At 59.1% G+C, this 17,281-nt stretch carries 15 protein-coding genes and 2 pseudogenes; 9 read left to right on the top strand and 8 right to left on the bottom strand.

What is annotated here, in order from left to right; translation table 11 throughout:
- Window positions 1–61 precede the first annotated feature (61 nt).
- Window positions 62–1,417, top strand: a complete 1,356-nt coding sequence (locus NOV86_RS22330; protein ID WP_267644073.1) for an APC family permease — start codon at window positions 62–64, stop codon at window positions 1,415–1,417.
- Window positions 1,418–2,128: 711 nt separating this feature from the next.
- Here the strand turns inward: NOV86_RS22330 and NOV86_RS22325 are convergent.
- The 3 genes from NOV86_RS22325 to NOV86_RS22315 all read right to left on the bottom strand — a co-directional run bounded on the left by NOV86_RS22325 (window position 2,129) and on the right by NOV86_RS22315 (window position 4,237).
- Entirely contained in the window at window positions 2,129–2,461 is a 333-nt protein-coding gene (locus NOV86_RS22325; RefSeq protein ID WP_267644072.1) for a DUF5789 family protein, read from the bottom strand.
- 271 nt (window positions 2,462–2,732) lie between these two features.
- Window positions 2,733–3,398 carry a DUF4396 domain-containing protein gene (locus NOV86_RS22320; protein ID WP_267644071.1) on the bottom strand — a complete coding sequence of 222 codons (666 nt, stop codon included), beginning with the start codon at window positions 3,396–3,398 and terminating at the stop codon, window positions 2,733–2,735.
- 608 nt (window positions 3,399–4,006) lie between these two features.
- Window positions 4,007–4,237, bottom strand: a complete 231-nt coding sequence (locus NOV86_RS22315; protein ID WP_267644070.1) for a hypothetical protein — start codon at window positions 4,235–4,237, stop codon at window positions 4,007–4,009.
- An 87-nt stretch (window positions 4,238–4,324) separates the two neighbouring features.
- Between NOV86_RS22315 and NOV86_RS22310 the strand changes: the two genes are divergently transcribed.
- Together NOV86_RS22310 and NOV86_RS22305 are read left to right on the top strand one after the other, a co-directional pair.
- Entirely contained in the window at window positions 4,325–4,816 is a 492-nt protein-coding gene (locus tag NOV86_RS22310) for a DUF7972 family membrane protein (RefSeq protein WP_497007458.1), read from the top strand.
- A 365-nt stretch (window positions 4,817–5,181) separates the two neighbouring features.
- Window positions 5,182–5,931 (top strand): GNAT family N-acetyltransferase, encoded by a 750-nt coding sequence (locus NOV86_RS22305; RefSeq protein WP_267644067.1) that lies wholly within the window; start codon window positions 5,182–5,184, stop codon window positions 5,929–5,931.
- A 70-nt stretch (window positions 5,932–6,001) separates the two neighbouring features.
- Here NOV86_RS22305 and NOV86_RS22300 read toward each other — a convergent pair whose 3' ends face one another.
- A complete protein-coding gene (locus NOV86_RS22300) occupies window positions 6,002–7,276 on the bottom strand; it encodes an RNA-guided endonuclease InsQ/TnpB family protein (protein WP_267644066.1) in 1,275 nt (424 codons plus the stop codon).
- Window positions 7,277–7,739: 463 nt separating this feature from the next.
- Between NOV86_RS22300 and NOV86_RS22295 the strand changes: the two genes are divergently transcribed.
- Both NOV86_RS22295 and NOV86_RS22290 read left to right on the top strand, forming a co-directional pair.
- Entirely contained in the window at window positions 7,740–8,831 is a 1,092-nt protein-coding gene (locus NOV86_RS22295; protein ID WP_267644065.1) for a DUF7972 family membrane protein, read from the top strand.
- Between the two features lie 592 nt (window positions 8,832–9,423).
- Window positions 9,424–9,879: pseudogene (locus NOV86_RS22290) on the top strand (ferritin-like domain-containing protein).
- On the opposite strand, the pseudogene NOV86_RS23340 reads toward NOV86_RS22290, so the two are convergent.
- Window positions 9,854–10,033 (bottom strand): annotated as a pseudogene (locus NOV86_RS23340) (RNA-guided endonuclease InsQ/TnpB family protein); the annotation flags it as partial. The pseudogenes NOV86_RS22290 and NOV86_RS23340 sit on opposite strands and share 26 nt — an antisense overlap.
- Window positions 10,034–10,288: 255 nt before the next feature.
- On the opposite strand from NOV86_RS23340, the gene NOV86_RS23445 reads away from it, so the two are divergent.
- A complete protein-coding gene (locus NOV86_RS23445; protein WP_464379871.1) occupies window positions 10,289–10,387 on the top strand; it encodes a four-helix bundle copper-binding protein in 99 nt (32 codons plus the stop codon).
- A 107-nt stretch (window positions 10,388–10,494) separates the two neighbouring features.
- Here the strand turns inward: NOV86_RS23445 and NOV86_RS22285 are convergent, their stop codons facing one another.
- Entirely contained in the window at window positions 10,495–11,280 is a 786-nt protein-coding gene (locus NOV86_RS22285; protein WP_267644063.1) for a sulfite exporter TauE/SafE family protein, read from the bottom strand.
- A gap of 283 nt (window positions 11,281–11,563) precedes the next feature.
- Here NOV86_RS22285 and NOV86_RS22280 point away from each other — a divergent pair, with 283 nt between their 5' ends.
- The 3 genes from NOV86_RS22280 to NOV86_RS22270 all read left to right on the top strand — a co-directional run bounded on the left by NOV86_RS22280 (window position 11,564) and on the right by NOV86_RS22270 (window position 14,868).
- Entirely contained in the window at window positions 11,564–13,345 is a 1,782-nt protein-coding gene (locus NOV86_RS22280; protein ID WP_267644061.1) for a 5'-nucleotidase C-terminal domain-containing protein, read from the top strand.
- Window positions 13,346–13,407: 62 nt separating this feature from the next.
- Window positions 13,408–14,556, top strand: coding sequence for an MBL fold metallo-hydrolase (locus NOV86_RS22275; protein WP_267644060.1), 1,149 nt, complete (start codon window positions 13,408–13,410; stop codon window positions 14,554–14,556).
- A gap of 138 nt (window positions 14,557–14,694) precedes the next feature.
- The gene (locus NOV86_RS22270; protein WP_267644058.1) at window positions 14,695–14,868 is read left to right on the top strand and encodes a hypothetical protein; all 174 of its coding nucleotides are present in this window, start codon (window positions 14,695–14,697) and stop codon (window positions 14,866–14,868) included.
- Window positions 14,869–14,978: 110 nt separating this feature from the next.
- Here NOV86_RS22270 and NOV86_RS22265 read toward each other — a convergent pair whose 3' ends face one another.
- Window positions 14,979–15,974 (bottom strand): DUF7972 family membrane protein, encoded by a 996-nt coding sequence (locus NOV86_RS22265; protein WP_267644057.1) that lies wholly within the window; start codon window positions 15,972–15,974, stop codon window positions 14,979–14,981.
- 379 nt (window positions 15,975–16,353) lie between these two features.
- Window positions 16,354–17,253: a M14 family metallopeptidase gene (locus tag NOV86_RS22260; RefSeq protein WP_267644056.1), complete on the bottom strand. Its 900-nt coding sequence runs from the start codon at window positions 17,251–17,253 to the stop codon at window positions 16,354–16,356.
- Between the last annotated feature and the right edge of the window lie 28 nt (window positions 17,254–17,281).

The raw sequence follows: 17,281 nt of genomic DNA, 5'->3' as shown, positions 1-17,281 counted from the left end.
GCTTCACGCCTCGCAAGCCGCTCTGACCTAGAACAGAGGGATTGAATGGAGCTCGATTGCCATGGCTGACAGCCTCGGACTGAAAGAGAGTATCTCAATGGCACTCGGCGGCATGATCGGAGGTGGCATCTACGCCGTTCTCGGTGTGGTGGCAAACATAACGATGTCCGCCGTCTGGGTCGCGTTTCTTGCCGCCGGAATCGTCGCCATGTGTGCGGGCTACTCGTACAACAAGCTCAACAGTCTCACGGACAACCAGGGCGGCTCTGTAACCTTTGTCCAGTGTTATCTCGACAACTCCACTCTGGCTGGAATCGCCGGCTGGACGCTCCTGTTCGGCTACATCGGTTCGATGGCGATGTACGCCTTCGCCTTCGGTGAGTTCACGGCTGCTTTCGGCATCATCCCCGAAAGCGTTCTGGAGCTCCCGACCAGACCGCTCATCTCGGTCTTGGCGGTGGCCGGGTTCGTCGGCCTCAATCTGCTCGGGTCGCGGACTACCGGAGCCGCAGAAAACGTCCTCGTCGCACTGAAGATCGGCATCCTCGTCGTGTTCGGTATTCTCGGGCTGGTGTATGCGTTCGGATTCAGTGGTGCGCAGTTCGAGTATGGTGTTAGCCATCTTGGTGGATTTGGCCCCCTCATGGCGGCGGCTATCTCGTTCGTGGCGTTCCAGGGCTGGCAGCTCCTGTACTACGACCAAGAGGGCATCGAGAACCCCGTCGATACCATCCGGACGGCCGTGTACATCTCCATCCCGGTCGCCGTTGCAATCTACATCCTCGTGGGAATGGTGACGGTGAACCTCGTTCCGCAGGCGCTCACATCCCACCCACACGTCGCGCTGAAGGATGCTGCCTCACTGATGATGCAGCCCTACGGGCTAGCACAACTCGGAGCGGTCGTCCTTGCGCTGTCGGCGTTGTTCTCGACGGGGAGCGCCATCAACGCGACCCTGTTCTCGTCGGCGCATTTCGCCAAGGGAATGCTCGGTGACGACCTCCTCCCCGATCAGATCGGGAGTTCGGATGCTGACGGGGTTCCCGAGCGGACAGTCCTCGTCCTAGGTGTCATCACTGGGGCGTTTACGTGGTTCGGGGGACTCGGTGCTATCACCTCGTTCGCATCGCTGTCGTTCATCCTCGTGTTCGGGTCAATGAGCTACCTCGCGTTCCGCCAGCGTGATCACGACGAGGTGAACGCTCTCATCCCCGCAATCGGAACAGTCGGTTCGCTGGCGTTCTTCCCGCTAATGATGTACAACCTGTACACTCGGGAACCGAACACGTTCTATATCGTGCTTGGTATCGCCGTCGTCGTGCTTGCCGTTGAACTTCTCTACTTCGAGCGCGACATCATCGAGGAGGAAGTCAAACAGTTCGAGCCAGATCCCGGAGTTATCGACGAGAGCAACTGACCCTGTCCGTTCACCGTCTTTTCACGATGAATACGCGCGATACATTCAGCACTCGCTTGACAAACCCCCCAGATACGGTCAGTAACGCGGTGACCGACACAGAGAGAGTGGATTCAGCAAAGAGGTAACTACAGACGAAGTTTATAGGCTGAACAGGCGCAATACCACGGCCTTCAGGCCGTGGATACGCGCCGTCACTGGGCACCAGACCACCGTTGCACGGCTGCGCTGAGTTTCCCACGGAGATGTTTAAGTGACAGGCCGCCGTACCGGAGAGTAGGAATCGGTCGGAACGGAGCGGATTCCGAACCGTCCTCCGGAGGCGGCCTGTCCGCCCACCTAACGAGGCAGTATCCGAAAGGGCAGCCGGTGAACGACACATCCTCGAAGGGTGTACCGACGTGCCGACTGCTTGAAGCGAACCAAAAGGTACCCCCGAGTCCGCTGACGCCTGCTGGCGTCCCCGTGGCAAAAACAACACTGGGACGCCACACACGGTCGAGGATAGGGGTAACGGCCACTTGGCATGGCCAGCAGTCCACCAGTCCGATACCGTGGGACTACCTGCGCCCGAAAGGGCTGGTAGTCCGGTGATTGGACTACAAACCTGAAACTCCCACCGCTCGGGATTCCTCCGCGTTCACGCGGAGGAGGATGTCAATTTGAGCACAGGCGGCCCAATTTGCGAGATAAGTGTGTTGGGCCGTTGTGTTATCGCCCTATGAGTTCCAGTATCCGTCTGTGAACGTCCTCGGCTGAGTCATATATTTGGTCATCAGTTGAAGAGAGTACGTCCTCCAGGGATTGCTTGCCGCCCTGCGTTTCAAGTTCATAGTCGCCATAGACCTCAACCAACTCATCTGTCGTGGCTGGATAGTCGTGCGATTTGAGCGCTTCATCAAGATCACCAAGCCCTTCATCAGGGTCAACGCGCATCGGCTCTTCTTCATCGTCGTGGGTACGTGCCTCCTCTTGCATCCGCTCTCGCTGGCGACGTTTTTCATCATCCGCTTGCTCATCTCGGCCCTGTTTATCATCTGCCATATATCACGGGAGGGGATCCAGAGGGATAACAGTAGGGCTGGCTATCGGTCGAACTATCTTGGACACACCGTCCGATCACTCCGGCTGACCTGATGTCGATATATACGTACGACTCCCAAACAGCAAATCCATCGAAATGACATCGACAAGATAAGCTCTGTGTATGCAGCAGTGCCTTTTCAAACTACACAGTGTCTGTCAGTAATGCGATGACCGACACAAAGGCTTCATTCAGCACTGATCTCATGGGCTGTGCTTCAGAACCAACTGTTCAGGCACTCATCTCCGCTGGGTTCATCATCCCTTCCTTGACGCCGAAGTGGATGAGCACGAGATTGACGGGATAGGCTGCGATGAGCCCCATCGTGAGTGAGAACACCAGCGCCGTCCAGAACAGGATCTCGCCCATCCCAGCTTCGCCGGCGAGCCAGACATCCGTTCCTATGGCGACGATCTCCATGACGGTGATGCTGGCGGTTTCCGAATAAAAGGCGTCTTTGAGTGCCTCATTGAGCCCGACACCTTCCTGCATCAGCGGCCCGACCGTCAACAGATACCCGCCCAAGTACGCCAAGGTGAAGGAGAGAAGAATCGTGCCGGTTGTTTTGAACGCAAGCAGACCGACTGCAATAGAGACGCCGAGGATCTCGCCGGTTCCGCATCCTGAATAACAGTGGCTGACCGAGCGAAAGCTCTTCCGCCAGAGTGAGTCGTGGTCAATCTGCGTGCGTCCCGACCACCAGTAGCCAGCGAGTGCGATCGGACCGGAGTACAGTACCGTGAACCCCCAGACGAAATTCATCAAACTTGGAAGTTCCGAGTTGTTCTTCCGGAGATCCCAGATGAGTACCGAGAGTGAAAGCGCGACGAGTCCCCCCCACGTTGCGAGGTACATCGGATTCGTGAGGAAATTTTGTAAGGTCTGCTGCACTCCCATTGCCAATTGAAGAGGCTTTGGCCTTTATTATGGTTTGGTTGATTTCGTGATCTGGGACCGGATCTCACTCGTTTCGGGTCACATCATTCAGTGGTGCATACGCGCGATACGTTCAGCACTCGCTTGAGAAACTCCGCACATACGGTCAGTAAGTAACGCGGTGACCGACACAGAGCATGTGTCGGGCAATCTTCGGAATGCCGTTAGGTGACCTGCTCCGTTTCGAGCCACTCTTTGAACTCCCAGAAACAATCCGAACACAGACGACCCTCCAGCGTCTCGACCGAATCCGATGCGTGCTTGATTTGGTATTGCTGGTGGCGGGCCTGCGATGGGTCAAGTTCAGTCCCACACTTATCACAGTGTTCAGTCATGCCACAGGGTTGTCGCTGACGAGGGGAATATCTGAGGGTGTTCACTCCTTCAGAGTCACCCACTAGGGCAACCCCGTACTGCATTCGCGTGCTGTATCTCGCAGAGTCAGAGCGACCCACCCGAGAGATGTCAGAACAAGCGTGTGAGATACAGAGTGAGTTCCCAACAGAGGACCACTCTCGGGATATCCGGTAGTATATGCGCTCAGCATCGTTAGGTGTAAGCCCTTTCCGTTACTGTCCGTCTTCGGGATCGTCCTCTTCGTCAACGATCTCAGTTGGCGCCTCTCCGGATTTCTGGGTTGCCTCCCTCGCACCCTCGCCCTCGGGACCAGGGTCGTTTTCGTCGCCCTTGACGGACTCGACGTCAGGGTCAATTTCCACCTCCGCATCGATCTCTTGTCCTTGGTCTTCGATGTCTGTCGAACGGTTTTCGGCTCCGCCCTCTTTTTCTTCCTCGGCCATGTTGATACACAACTGCGGAGTGGGTAAAACATCTGTGGCCGTACTTGTGCAGGTTGGATACGGGTACAACGTTCCGTCCTCATTCCAGTGGTCCATGTCAGGCTACGAAATATTGCTGGCCGATTCAACTGGGAATTGGATTTCCGCCAGAACACCGACAGCCTCCTCGGAATGACAACGCCTGTCGACCCTGCGACCTACCCGCATGCGCTTATCGAAACGAGCGAACAGCGAGCAAAGACACTACGAGACACACTTTCCGAGACTGAAAATCAGGCGCTCTACAAGAAGATGGACGAGTACGTCACCAACCTGTTGGAGAACGACGACCACGCACGCAATCACCTCGAAGACACAGACTTCGACACCTTCGACGTCTTATCGCCCGCGCTCGATTTCAACTACGATCGGAAGATGCACGACGTTCGCCGGATCGGGATGGAGTACAAAGGCTCCCTCGCCGACGAGGAACAAAGCGCGTTCAGAAGTTTGCTTGAGGCGCTTACAATGTACGGGCCAGTCCGCGAGTGCTTCAAGGACCTCTACATCCAGTGGGCGCTGGTGAAACTCTCACAATGAAGCCCGTAACAGGTCCGTTCGGTGGGATCGAACTCCCCGTACGCTGCTACGGGGCGTACAGTTCCTGTGTCTTCGACACCGCACCGGCAACATAATCTCGCCAGCCTTGACTCGGTCGGTCAACAGCCCCGCGCTCGTAACCCGGAGTTGCGAATGCCGGCACGCACTGGTTATGCGAACGGGAGCTGTAGTCAGTCGTATGGTTAACTCAAACTCGGACGATATCGGCCCGAAAGAGCGTGATCAGCGCGAGATCGGGGTGGAACTGGTCGAACAGAGCACGGGTCTGGGTTCGAGATGGCCCGCGCCCACTGGGGCAAAATGAACAGGCGATGATTTATGACTGTTCGACGATAATTAATCACATGGAAATTCGCCCTGCGGAGTCGGATGACCGGGAACGAATCAGAGCAATCGCGCGCGACTCGCTGCAATCGTCGTACTCGCTCAGCCCACAGCAGATCGAGATGATACTTGAAGAGGAGTTCGACGACACCTCACTGAACCACCTGCTCGACGATCCGGATACGACGGTGCTCGTCGTCGACGAGACGATTGACGGCACGGAGACGGTTTCCGGGTTCATCACGGTTCAAATCGGAACGCAAGCGACAATCCGGTGGCTCCACGTGGATCCAGAGGCACGGGGCAGGGGCATCGCCACGACGCTGCTCGGTCGCGTTCGCGAAGAATTTGTCGAGAAGCCGATTGCAGCGTCTGTCCTCGAGGATGCCGCCGAGGGCGGCGAGTTCCTCAAGGGGTTCGGCCTCAAAGAAAGTGGCCACGACCAGATAATAGTCGGTGGAGAGGAACTCGGCGTCACCATGTTCACCGAGGGCGAAGGGACGGAGACGTCGAACGAACCCACCGTCCCGGTGCCTGAGTCCGTCAGTATCGACGGAGTTGACCGGCCACTCGACCGCGACGAGAGCGTTCCTGGCACGGAGGCCCCATTCTTTACGTTGTACTCTGCGGAGGACGAGCAGGATGCGTACGGGTACTTCTGTTCACAGTGTGGCAGTACGAACGTCTCCGCCGACGGACAAGACAGGCTCGAGTGTGGGGACTGTGGCAACGCACACTTGGCCGACGAGTGGGACGGTGCGTACCTCTAAAAACCGGTTGACATCCTCCCGCGCCTGAAGACGCGGGAATCCCACGGCACCGCACCGCTGAGTTGGGATATTATGGTTCGCGGTTCGCAACCTGTTCTCGCGGGGCGAAACTGCCCTCGCTACGGTCGAACAGGCGAACCGCTGGCTGTGCCAACCAGCCGTTATCCCTATCACCGCCATCCGTGGCGAGACTCGGGAGTACCTTTTGTCGAATGTTCTCTGCGCCGTTCACGTCCGCGTTCGCAACTGTATCGCACTGTTCACACACGTACAGTCCACGTTCAACGCGCTGATCATCGTCGGTCTGTCCACACGCCGAACACGACTTCGACGTATCACGTTCCGACACCAACTCCATGTCGATGCCTTCGGCTGCTGCCTTGTAGTCGAGGAGCGTCGTGAAGCGGTCAAACGCCCACCCGTGCAAGTCGAGATTGCCGTGATCACCCCAATTCCGGGGTTCGTCGTTTTCGTCGTCCTCCCGGATGCCACCGAGGTCGCCAACGACAAGCGTCCCGACACCTCGTTCAACGCACTCCTCGACAACCGCTTTCGAGAGTGCGTGCAAGAAGTGTGTCCGACGACCCGTTCGCTTTCGGTCAAGACGGGTCGCCTCACGGGACGAAGAATCGTCGCATTTGGCTTTCTGCTTCGTCAAGTAGTATTCGTCCTCTTTGAGTGCGCCACCGGGATACAACACCGACTCACCGCCGAACGAGACGGCGGCGAAGTTGCAAATCCCGAGGTCAACACCAGCCACCTCGTCACCCGGCGGGTCCGGGTCGATGGTGGTTCGACAGACGAATTGAAGCCGCCACTCGTCGCGCTTGTAGACGGCACGAACCTGTTGAATGTTCCACTCGGTCAGGTCAACATCCGGGCGAGTCTCGTACTCGCAGAGAACGAAGTCCGAGCGGTGTTCTTTGAGGTTGCGGCCTTTCGAGAGGCGAACACGGGTGAATTGTGCGTCGTGTTTGAAGCCAGCCGCTTTGAACGACACGGTTGAACGTGGGTGGGCGTCTCCGTTTTTGCGGTAGCCGGGCGGTCGAGCACGGTCGTCGCCGTTCCGACGCTTGCCGAACCAGCCGTTGAACGCTTCAGCGAGTTCTTCGAGAACGCGCTGACTGGATTGTGAATGTAAGTCCGTGTAGCGTTCGTGGCTTTTGAGTTCGGCTTTGAGTTCCCCGTCATCGGGGATCTCGCCCGTTTCGTCCCACTGTTCTTGTGCGTAGTAGCGACCGACGTTCCAGAGCTTTGAGGCGGCCCACCCGAGTTGGTCGAGGTCGTCATAAACCTGTCGCTGGTTCGTGATGGTGGCCTCGAAGGTTCGGATGGTCCGACTCATTTTCTGGCTTCATAACCGGTTATGCGTACTGTTTTATTAATAGTACCGGTTGGCGTGGAATATCCAGACGTGCCATCGAAGGTGGATTGTGAAGGAGTTCTCGGATTCATCCTGCGCCTAAAGGCGCAGGTATTCTCCTTGATTCTCTATAAATCACCCAAATGCGGTCGCAGCGCGGCGTTTCTCCCTGTGCGAGGCTCTGAAGGACGCTCACCGGGGTGAACTCACGACGGCGATTCTGGAATACCGTGTCAACTCTGGGTCGTATCCGTTCCGTCCGTATCCGACGCCGCACTGTCGGCATCCTCTTCCTGCATCTCCTCTGGGTCGGCACCGGTCTCTTCGCCTCGTCGTCGCAATCACCAACTACGAATGTGTAGACATCCGGGAAGTACCATAACACGGCGGGAAATCTCTTCTATGGCCCTCAAGCATTTGCCATCGTAAGCGGAATATGGCTCGTATGAGCGACAGTGATGGAAGTCGCCCGAGTGACACGATGCGTGAGCGCGTACCGGAGAACAGTCGGAAGTTCTGGCTACTGTTGAACGCGAACCGGTGGCTGGTCGCCGCCGGGATTTCGGGCGGCGTGTTCCTCACGCTCGCCATCATCGGGCACCTCCACCCGACCGGGACACCGGCGCTGTTCAGCCGGGGGGACCCCATCGAGACGCTGTTCCAGGCGTTGCTAACGTCCATTATCACGGGCGTCACGCTCGTGCTCGCGCTCAGTCAGCTCGTCCTCTCTCAGGAACTGGGGCCGGTTGGAGATCAGCGCGAACGCATGGAGGGCGCGATGTCGTTTCGGAAGGACGTCGAGGACGTTATCAAGGAGCCCGTGAGTCCCGCCCAGCCCTCGGCGTTCCTCCGGTCGCTCGTGAAACTCACGAAGCGACGCGCCAAAGCCGTCTCGGATGCCATCCAGGACATTGACGACGAGGCCCTCACCGACCAAGTGGCCGCGTTCACAGAGAACGTGAAGGGGAACGCGGACGCCGTCGAGAACGGTCTCACGGACGCCCAGTTCGGGGAGTTCGACGTGGTGTTCTCCGCGCTGAACTACAACTACTCGTGGAAGTTGTACGCGGCGCGCCGCATCCGCGCGGAGAACGAGGACGTGCTCACCGAGGACGCGCGCGCGGCGTTCGACGAACTCATCGACGCGCTCGAACTGTTCGGGCCAGCGCGCGAGCACTTCAAGACGCTGTACTTCCAGTGGGCGCTCATCGACCTTTCCCGGACGATGCTGTATGCGTCCGTGCCCGCACTCCTCACGGCGATTGCGGGCATCGTCTACCTCGACCCGGCGCTGTTCACGGGGACCGTGTTCGGCGCGCGCCCGCTCGTCGTGGTGGTGAGCGCGGGCGTGGCCGTCTCCCTGCTGCCGTTCGCGTTCCTGTTATCCTACATTCTTCGCATCGTCACCGTGACGAAGCGCACCCTCTCCATCGGACCGTTCATCCTCCGGGAGACCGACCGGTCCCGCGACCTCGACTGGGGCGAGACCGAAGCGAAGAGCGGGGAGAGCGCGGGCGTCGGCAACGAGAGTACGTAACGCGGACATTGGCCGTTCACTCGGCCCAGCGGACGTTCTCGGAGCCGAGGGTGCGTGACGTGTTTTCGAATTCGAACCCGTGGAATCGTCCAGTACGGCTATCCGGATATCAGGTGTCACAGGACGAGTTACAGTCCGGGTTCATAGCATTGCCGACAGACTTGTTAGAAGCCCCGATTACGACGCGTGTAGAAAACTGCGAGGCCGAGTACACAGAGGCCAATCCCCCACCAAAGGTCATCTCCGGGCAGGAGGGTAAGAATGATTGTCACGACACCTGATGACAGAAGCGACCATCCAAGCGTTGTCTGGGATGACATAGTGATCATAGCGGTGGAGAGCGGTTAAATCACCTGATGGTTTGAGACACACGCAAGTTTACCGAACAAATATTTCGGCTTCTAATATATAATATATATACTTGAGGGGTTGTGTGATACCTCTATATTATTTGATATAAATTGAGGGTGAGAAGTGTTCTTCAGAGTGGTTTATCGGGGCTTGCGTCTGGTCAGTATACTTTGACAACATGTTCCAAGGAACCGGGAACTGCCAACGGATATATTGACAGTTGGATGAAAACGTAACCCGTATGACTTCAGACCGTGTCATCGATCTGCTCCAGAAGGCGTACGGCGACGAGATGGAGACCGTCATGAACTACCAGACGAACGCGATAGTGTTGGACGGCGTCCGGGCCGAGGAAATCAAGGAGAGTCTCCAGTAAGACATTCAGGAGGAGCTGACTCACGCACAACAGCTAGGAAACCGTCTCAAGCAACTGGACGCTAGACCGCCGAGCTCGGCAGAGTTCACTCCTCGACAGGACTCGTTGCAACCGCCCGAAGATTCGACCGACGTGCTCTCGGTCATTCGGGGCGTTCTCGATGCCGAAGAGGACGCTATCGACACGTATCGATCACTTATCAAGGCTGCCGAGGACGCGGACGACCCCGTCACGGAAGACCTCGCAGTGGCGATTCTGGCCGATGAGGAGGCACACCGGACCGAATTCCAGGGTTTCGAAAAGGAGTATCACAACGACTGAGAGACGCCCGGTGAAGTGCGTCAAGGACGTATCGAGGTTCTCGGCCACTCGACTGTTCGAGCGTCCGGTGGGCGCTTCGAGTCCCGGTCTGCTGGAGTCCGGCGCGGACTTTCTCAAACTCATGGAGGTCGTGGGGTAATTCCCGCCAGCTAAAACTAGATAGCGCCTGTTAAATTTCATCGCTGCTGTGACGTACATTGTTGGTTGAGGCCCCCTCTTGTGATTTGTCGGCTACTGAGAACCAGACGTGGCCGTGGGAGATCGGGGTGGCTACCAGCTGAACAGGGGATTCTACTGCCCCCAGACGAGTTTCGTCAGTGCTACCAACAATCTGCTTCTCAAGAGCGAATTTCATACCGGCAGTGAATCTCATTTCGAGTGCTCTATTGAATCCGATGACGGCGACGGGATGAGTGAGAACGAGCGCTACGATGCCGACCACTGCCAGGTCTGTTCCGAGGTCCTCCAGGAATGCGCCGAGAGTTGTCGGAATATGATGAGAACCTGACTAATTCCCGAATAGCACACGAATCGGCGCCGCTGCGGTCCTGCCTTTTGGTTCCAACCGGCGTCGCGAGAGGCCGGAATCCTCGTAAAGAGAACAACTGAACACGCTTAGAGTTCCGGAACCGCCGTGAACAGGAGGACGAACGCATTCACGGTCAGTAGCAAAAGCACGAGCCACTGGAAGATGCGCTCGGGGATGTGGTCGAAGATGTACACGCCGACCCAGGCACCGACGAACACCATCGGCATGGCGACGAGAGCCTCGATCATCAGTGGCGTCGTCACGGCTCCCGTGTACGTAAGGGTCCCGAGGCGGTACAGCATGAGCGTCCCGAAGAAGGCGGTGAACGTGGCCTTCATCTCCTCGTCACTCCAGAATCCGCTCGCCGCCATGAAGGCGCCGTAGACGATCATCGGCGGACCGGGGACGGCGACGGCGCCTCCGAGGATCCCCGCGAGCAACCCAGCCGTCACACCGATAACATTGCCCGGTCGGTAGTCCTTCTCCTCGATCCAGTCCGTCACAGTATCGAGTTGCTGGGTCGCGCCAACGACGATGACCGCCAGCACAAGTGTGAGCCCGATGGCAACGCGCATCTGGGCCTTATTGAACTCGCTGAACACGTAGATACCGAGTGGCATCCCGACGACGAGACCACCGACAGGAACAATCCACTTCTCCCAGTCAAAGGCGTCGCGGACGCTCCACCAGACGCGAGCGTTACTCACGACCGCCGTCGCCGTGAAGATGATCGACGCACTCGAGGGCGACCGAAACAGCGGCATCATCCCCATCGACACCTGCGCGAAGCCGAAACCAGCGATGCCGTGAACGACTGACGCGACGAGGATGACGACCGCAGACAACCCCGTCGTAACCCAGTCACTCGTCATCGACACCGCCCCCACGAACGAGTCAGTGGATGCATCTCTATAGATATACCGTGGCCCCCTATCTAAGTGTAATGTATCCGAGAGCCGAAGAGGACCGCTCCAGGCTGTATTTTGCAATCGCCTCTGGTCGCACCACACGTTCCTGTACCCGACTCGGGTGTGCGCGTCTCGGACGTGGAGTCCGGGCTTCCGCGAGACGGTGTTGGCAGACGAACCTGGGTAATGTGTCGAGTATTAGGCGTAACCCACTACCGGGTGGAGTGCGTATCTGAACACCACCACGATGAACGATATCCCGGCACTCGGTGAGTGGACGTCCCTCGGTGGCGACCCTGCCAGCGACGATACAGGCGCCCCCGACGCCGTCTTCGCCCACGTCAGCGACCTCCACGGACAGCTGACGCCACGCCACCAGGTCTACTACGACAACCAGACGTCGAAGCCGGATCTCGACTTCGGAGACGACGACCGCATCATAGAGCGCGGCGGTGGGATTCCCCTCCTCGCTGCCAAACTCGACGAACTTCGCGAAGACCACGACGTCTGTACGCTCATGAGTGGAGACACGTTCCATGGGTCGGCCGTGACCACCTACACCGATGGACGAGCGATGCTCGACCCCATCAACGAACACGTCGCGCCCGACATCTATGTCCCGGGGAACTGGGACTACTCGAACGAGGCCGCCGAGGATGGCAACTTCGTAGAACTGATGGACGAGGTGGACGCCCCGATTCTTGCGAACAACCTCTACGATTGGGAGACCTACGAGCGATTGTACGACGCGTACAGCATCCTCGATGTCGGCGGACTCTCTGTGGGCGTCGTCGGGATGACGAACGTCTACGTCGATCGGATGGCGCCTGCGTTCTACGAGGGGAAGTACCGCTTCGGGAAGCATCCCGCACTCCTCGAGGAGTCCGCACAGGCCGCCCGCGAGGACGGCGCCGACGTCGTGGTCGCGGTCACCGAGATCGGCCTCCCGTGGGTGGTCCAAGCCGCCAAGGACTGTGCGAGCGTGGACGTGATGTTCAGCGCACACACCCACGAGTACACCTACGACCCGATCGTCGTCGAGGAGACCAACACCGTGGTGGTCGAGTCCGGGATGGGCGAGGCGCTCGGCCGTGTTGACCTCCGGGTTCTAGACGGGGAGATACAGTTCCGTCACCACCTCTACTGTCTGACCGAGGACGGCGAGCACACGCCGGAACCGGACGAGGATGCACAGGCGACAGTCGAAACCGTGCGTGCGCCCTTCTTCGAGGCCGACCCGGAATTCGAGCGAGGGGCGGGCGCGCTCGACCGGCCGCTGGATACGGTCGTCGGCCGGACGGAGCAACCACTCTACCGGCAGTCGTTCCTCGAAAGCGCGTGGAACACGCTGTTCAACGATGCACTGCAGGCGCACTTCGACACCGACCTCGCCGTCTCACACGGGTTCCGGTACGGGACCGCTATCCCGCCCGGCGACATCACGCTCCGGCAGCTGTATACGTTCTTCCCGATGACAACGCCCGTTGCCCGCGGCGTCGCCTACGGTCAGCAACTCACGAGCCACATGGAGGAATTCCTCGAAGACAACTTCACGCCGTACCCCTACGATCAGGAAGACGGTCGGGTCCGCAACTTCTCCTCGAACGTCGAGGTGACTGTCGATCCGACCGCGAAGCGCGGCCGTCGCCTCGTCGAGTTGCAGATCGACGGCGAGCCGGTCGACCCCGAGGAGACGTATTCGGTGGCGACGTTCCGCCGGCCTGGCGACCCCGAGCGCGACCTCGGAAACTGCGGCTTCCCGTTCCAGGACGTCGAGGTCGAGGACGACACGATACCGGTCGATGTCATCGTCGACTATCTTGAAGAGCACTCGCCTGTCGACTACGAGGTGATGGGGCTGGTCGAGACCGCAGACGACGGTGGGCGGGCGCAGAACACGCCCGCAGACGGGCCGTATCCGTTCATCCAGCCGGGCGTCGACTATCAGGGTGGTGATGCGTACTGCGAGACGTCCTTGATTCCTCGTGGGAACACGTTCCCCGAAGAAGGGCGTAATCGAACGCGCTAGATGGGGACAGCGCACGCGACAGGTCCGACGAACGACGGACTCGACACGACACAGGCAGATACATGGTCAAAAACATCACTCCGGAACGACTTGCGGGGAGGATCGACGCCGACGAACAGTTCACGCTCATCGACGTGCGTCCCGAAGACAGCTTCGAGGCCTGGCACGTGCGCCACGCAGAGAACGTCCCGTACGATCCCGACGAGGGGCTGAGCGAGGACCAACTGAACGAGGTGAACGCGCTGGTCGACAGTCGGCCGGTCGTCGCAATCTGTGGGAAGGGGTTGACGTCGACGCCGTTCGCGTTCGACCTCGAAGAGCACGGCTACGACGACGTCTCGGTCGTCACTGGCGGCATGGAGGACTGGAGCAAACTCTACGAGGTCGTCCCTATCGAGACAGCCAGCGACGACCTCGTCGTCCGCCAGGTCCAGCGCCGAGCGAAGGGCTGTCTCGGCTACGTCATCGGCTCGGAAACGGCGGATGAGGCCGTGGTGGTCGATGCGACCAGACAAACCGACCAGTTCAAAGTTGCTGCCCAGGACGCTGGGCTCTCCATATCGCGTGTGCTCGATACGCACGTCCACGCCGACCATATCTCAGGCAGTCCGGCGCTCGCCGACGAGGTCGGCGTACCCTACCACCTCGGCGAAGCAGCCAGCGAGCGCGGTGTCGAATACGACTACGAACCGGTGTCGGATGGCGAGGTCATCGACGTGGGTGACGTCGAGATCGAGGCGCACCACACGCCTGGCCACACCTCGGAGATGATGAACTACCTCGTCGACGGCGAACTCCTGTTAACGGGCGATACGCTGTTCGTCGACTCCGTCGGGCGGACGGAACTCCAGTTCGGCGAGGACGACGCCTCCCGTGGTGCAGAACTACTGTACGACTCGCTCCACGGGACCATCCTCGACCTCCCGGACGACACGACGATCCTGCCGGGCCACCTCACCGTCACGAGCGACGGCCGCTACGAGAACGGCTCGCCGGGCGAACCCCTCGAGGCCCGGCTCGGGAACCTCCGCGACGAACTCGACTTCCTCGGGCTCGACCGCGAAGCGTTCGTCGAGCGATTGACCGAGGATGCCCCGGAGAAGCCCCCGAACTACGAGACAGTTATCGCCATCAATATCGGCAAAGAGATCGTCGATGACGAGGGCGAGGCGACGGAACTCGAACTGGGGCCGAACAACTGTGCCGCCTAGCGGACAGAGCCCGCTCTCCCGTCGCAGGCTCCCCCAGCTGACGGGGGCGTCCACTCTCGGAGCATTCGCGGGCTGTGCCGGTCAGCTACCAGGCACCTTTCACACTGTGTCGCTGGCAACATCGAAGTCATCGCCGGGATGCTCGCTGGCGCCGATATCTCCCACCTCCAGTGGGCGCAGTTTCTCGCACGCACCACGGTGGGGAACCTCGTCGGTGGCGTCGTGTTCGTCGCCCTGCGAAATTACAGTTACGTCGTCTGGGGGACCGAAGGTGAGACCGTCGCCGAGTCCATCGAGGCGACCGAAGAGTAAAGAAACGACCCCACGGGAGCCGCCGGTCGTAGACGCGAGGGGTCGGCGGTTTGCATGGGCCCGAGAGGAGCCGCCACGAAAGCATTCGTAGGACGAGACGGTGGGAGGCATCACTCGCTGTCGGTTCGCTCCTCGGGTGGGACGAACGGGCCGACTGAGACAGTGTGGCGAGCGATGGTTGCCGCACGGAACATGTACGCGATGAACACCGCAAGTGGCGTGACGATGATCCCGAGACCGAGGCTAAACAACAGCGGGAGATACGGTTCCGGAACGGTGACGGAGTCAGGCCGGTAAATAAGGGCCATTGCGACGCTGGCGGCGAGGGCTACGAGGCCACTGTACGCGACCACACGGGAGAGTCGAGCGAAGTCCTGCTGGAGCGAGAGTGTCTTGAAGAACTGTCGTGTGACGGCGATCGCCTCCAAGAGGTCGTCGATCGCATCGAGTTCCGACTCCGCGGCCGGAGAGAACTGGTCGTACTCGTTCTGGAGATGTTCTGTCGCGGTCATATTCCGTGCGTATTCGGTACCCAGGATGACCGCGAGAACGTTCGCGATGGCTGTCTGACTCTCTATCTTCTCCGAGATGCTCTCACCGTAGGTGGCGATTCCCGCCGCGTAGTCCTCGGCCTCGGCGGGAATATCGTCACTGGACTCGAACGCCGAACTGAGGCGGTTCGCGCGTTCAGTGAGCGTCTCAGCGATCAGGCCGAGAAAATCCGCCGGATCGTTCGGCACGGACGACTCACCGGCGTGCTCCCGCACCCGACGGCGGAGGTCGCGCGTGCCGTCCATCTGGTTGAACAGTTCCCTGGGGGAGCCGAACATGCGCGAGAGGACCAGCTGGTTGATGGATAGCGCGATAGTGACAAGGGTCACCGTGCCGGAGATAAATCCGCTCGCGAAGGCCGACGCCGCAGCACTCCCTGGCCCGATGGCCAACAACCCGAGCTGGGTGAGTGCGAAAAACAGCGCCGCGACAGCGCCGACGAGAACGCCGGTGACGGCGATTCGATCCCCACCGAGGAGGAGCCAATGCAACGCTCGTTCACCGACTCCCTCGATACTCCGGACCGAACTCGCTGTCGACGCCGTCTCACTCATCGACTCCTCCGAACAAACTGTGGTACTGTCGTGACAGCTGTCGATCGAAATATCACGCGTTCACTCGAACTTCGGGACGTTATTTTATAACCTTGGGTGGTTGCTTGGATGGTGTTCGGATAGGAGGTCCCCGATCTGGACGAATTAATATTCGAGCCGGCACAGAATCCGAACCCACGAACGCTTTCGCAGACAGGTTGAATCAGAAGAGTTCGCCTTTGTTCGCCACTAAGAGGGTGTCATAGAAGGGTTCCCAAGGCCTTCATTAGAGAATGTCGTAGAACAGTTGCCATCCTTCTGCAGAGAGTCTGGTGGCTACTCACGACAGGGGTGTCTGCCTCAGGAAAACAGTTACTCTCTACGGAACGACACGGATGAATTAGTTCCTGGGAGTCGGGGAGACTCCCCAGGCGTTGCGCGCTGACGAAAGCGTCTCGCCGGCGACAGCGCCCTTGTATCCGAGGATGTCGTCATACCCTGTTTCGGACATCAGAATCGGAACGAAGGAGGTATCGGCTACGTATTCGTCCCCCTCGCTACGTACGACGGTTGTCCCTGGTTCGACCACTTCGAAGTTGTCGACGAGGAGATCATAGTTGGCGTCCGGCTGTGTCAAGACTGCTTCAGTCATCGTGTAATATGTCGAATCTACCTCTACCGGTTCCCCAGGAAGTGCATCAACCAACTGAAGGAAGGCCTCAACGATTTGCCGCGCGTTCTCTGTCGCCTCCTCGGTACGCGTTCGGCCTGCTTCGATAGTGAGAACGGGTGCTGACGTTGCGAATGCTCCCTCGAAACAGGGCGTCTGGTCAACAACGTGAGACACTGGGAGGCGAGCGGCTAGTGCCTGTACCTCGGGGTGTGACCGTGAAACGAGCGCGATTGGATCATCGTAGGAGTGGGTGGAATGGAGAGAGAGGACGACGCCACAGTCGCTGATTGTTTTGAGGAGCGCAGCAGCGAGTCGGCGTTCGCGGTCCTCGCTGGCTGGATCGCCTGGAAACACTCGGTTCATGTCGGCATCGAGGTATCGGCGATGGCTCGCGACGGCAGGCGGATTCGCTACTACGAGTTGTATCGGTCGCTGTAAGTTCGTGGAGGATTCGAGAACTTCCCGGACTGCCCGAACGCCACTCGGTTCATCACCATGAATACCCCCGACAATTGCTACGTCAGCGTCATCTCCGGGACCGAGTACTGCTGCTGCTGGCGTAATGTCTTCTCCGAACACTCTCATTACTATCCGGTGCAGGCCAAAATACCTCACGACCGGAATCATCCCACCTCAGCGTTCATCTAGCTCTTTA

The organism is Haloarchaeobius amylolyticus (assembly GCF_026616195.1).
Taxonomy (GTDB): Archaea; Halobacteriota; Halobacteria; order Halobacteriales; family Natrialbaceae; genus Haloarchaeobius; species Haloarchaeobius amylolyticus.
This window is presented reverse-complemented; position numbering and strand designations above follow the sequence as displayed.

What these genes read in the sequence shown, in the direction of transcription:
- NOV86_RS22330 (WP_267644073.1), top strand. Translation starts at nt 62, where the DNA reads ATGGCTGACAGCCTCGGACTGAAAGAGAGTATCTCAATGGCACTCGGC.
- NOV86_RS22325 (WP_267644072.1), bottom strand. Translation starts at nt 2,461, where the DNA reads ATGGCAGATGATAAACAGGGCCGAGATGAGCAAGCGGATGATGAAAAA.
- NOV86_RS22320 (WP_267644071.1), bottom strand. Translation starts at nt 3,398, where the DNA reads ATGGGAGTGCAGCAGACCTTACAAAATTTCCTCACGAATCCGATGTAC.
- NOV86_RS22315 (WP_267644070.1), bottom strand. Translation starts at nt 4,237, where the DNA reads ATGGCCGAGGAAGAAAAAGAGGGCGGAGCCGAAAACCGTTCGACAGAC.
- NOV86_RS22305 (WP_267644067.1), top strand. Translation starts at nt 5,182, where the DNA reads ATGGAAATTCGCCCTGCGGAGTCGGATGACCGGGAACGAATCAGAGCA.
- NOV86_RS22300 (WP_267644066.1), bottom strand. Translation starts at nt 7,276, where the DNA reads ATGAGTCGGACCATCCGAACCTTCGAGGCCACCATCACGAACCAGCGA.
- NOV86_RS22295 (WP_267644065.1), top strand. Translation starts at nt 7,740, where the DNA reads ATGAGCGACAGTGATGGAAGTCGCCCGAGTGACACGATGCGTGAGCGC.
- NOV86_RS23445 (WP_464379871.1), top strand. Translation starts at nt 10,289, where the DNA reads ATGAGTGAGAACGAGCGCTACGATGCCGACCACTGCCAGGTCTGTTCC.
- NOV86_RS22285 (WP_267644063.1), bottom strand. Translation starts at nt 11,280, where the DNA reads ATGACGAGTGACTGGGTTACGACGGGGTTGTCTGCGGTCGTCATCCTC.
- NOV86_RS22280 (WP_267644061.1), top strand. Translation starts at nt 11,564, where the DNA reads ATGAACGATATCCCGGCACTCGGTGAGTGGACGTCCCTCGGTGGCGAC.
- NOV86_RS22275 (WP_267644060.1), top strand. Translation starts at nt 13,408, where the DNA reads ATGGTCAAAAACATCACTCCGGAACGACTTGCGGGGAGGATCGACGCC.
- NOV86_RS22270 (WP_267644058.1), top strand. Translation starts at nt 14,695, where the DNA reads ATGCTCGCTGGCGCCGATATCTCCCACCTCCAGTGGGCGCAGTTTCTC.
- NOV86_RS22265 (WP_267644057.1), bottom strand. Translation starts at nt 15,974, where the DNA reads ATGAGTGAGACGGCGTCGACAGCGAGTTCGGTCCGGAGTATCGAGGGA.
- NOV86_RS22260 (WP_267644056.1), bottom strand. Translation starts at nt 17,253, where the DNA reads ATGATTCCGGTCGTGAGGTATTTTGGCCTGCACCGGATAGTAATGAGA.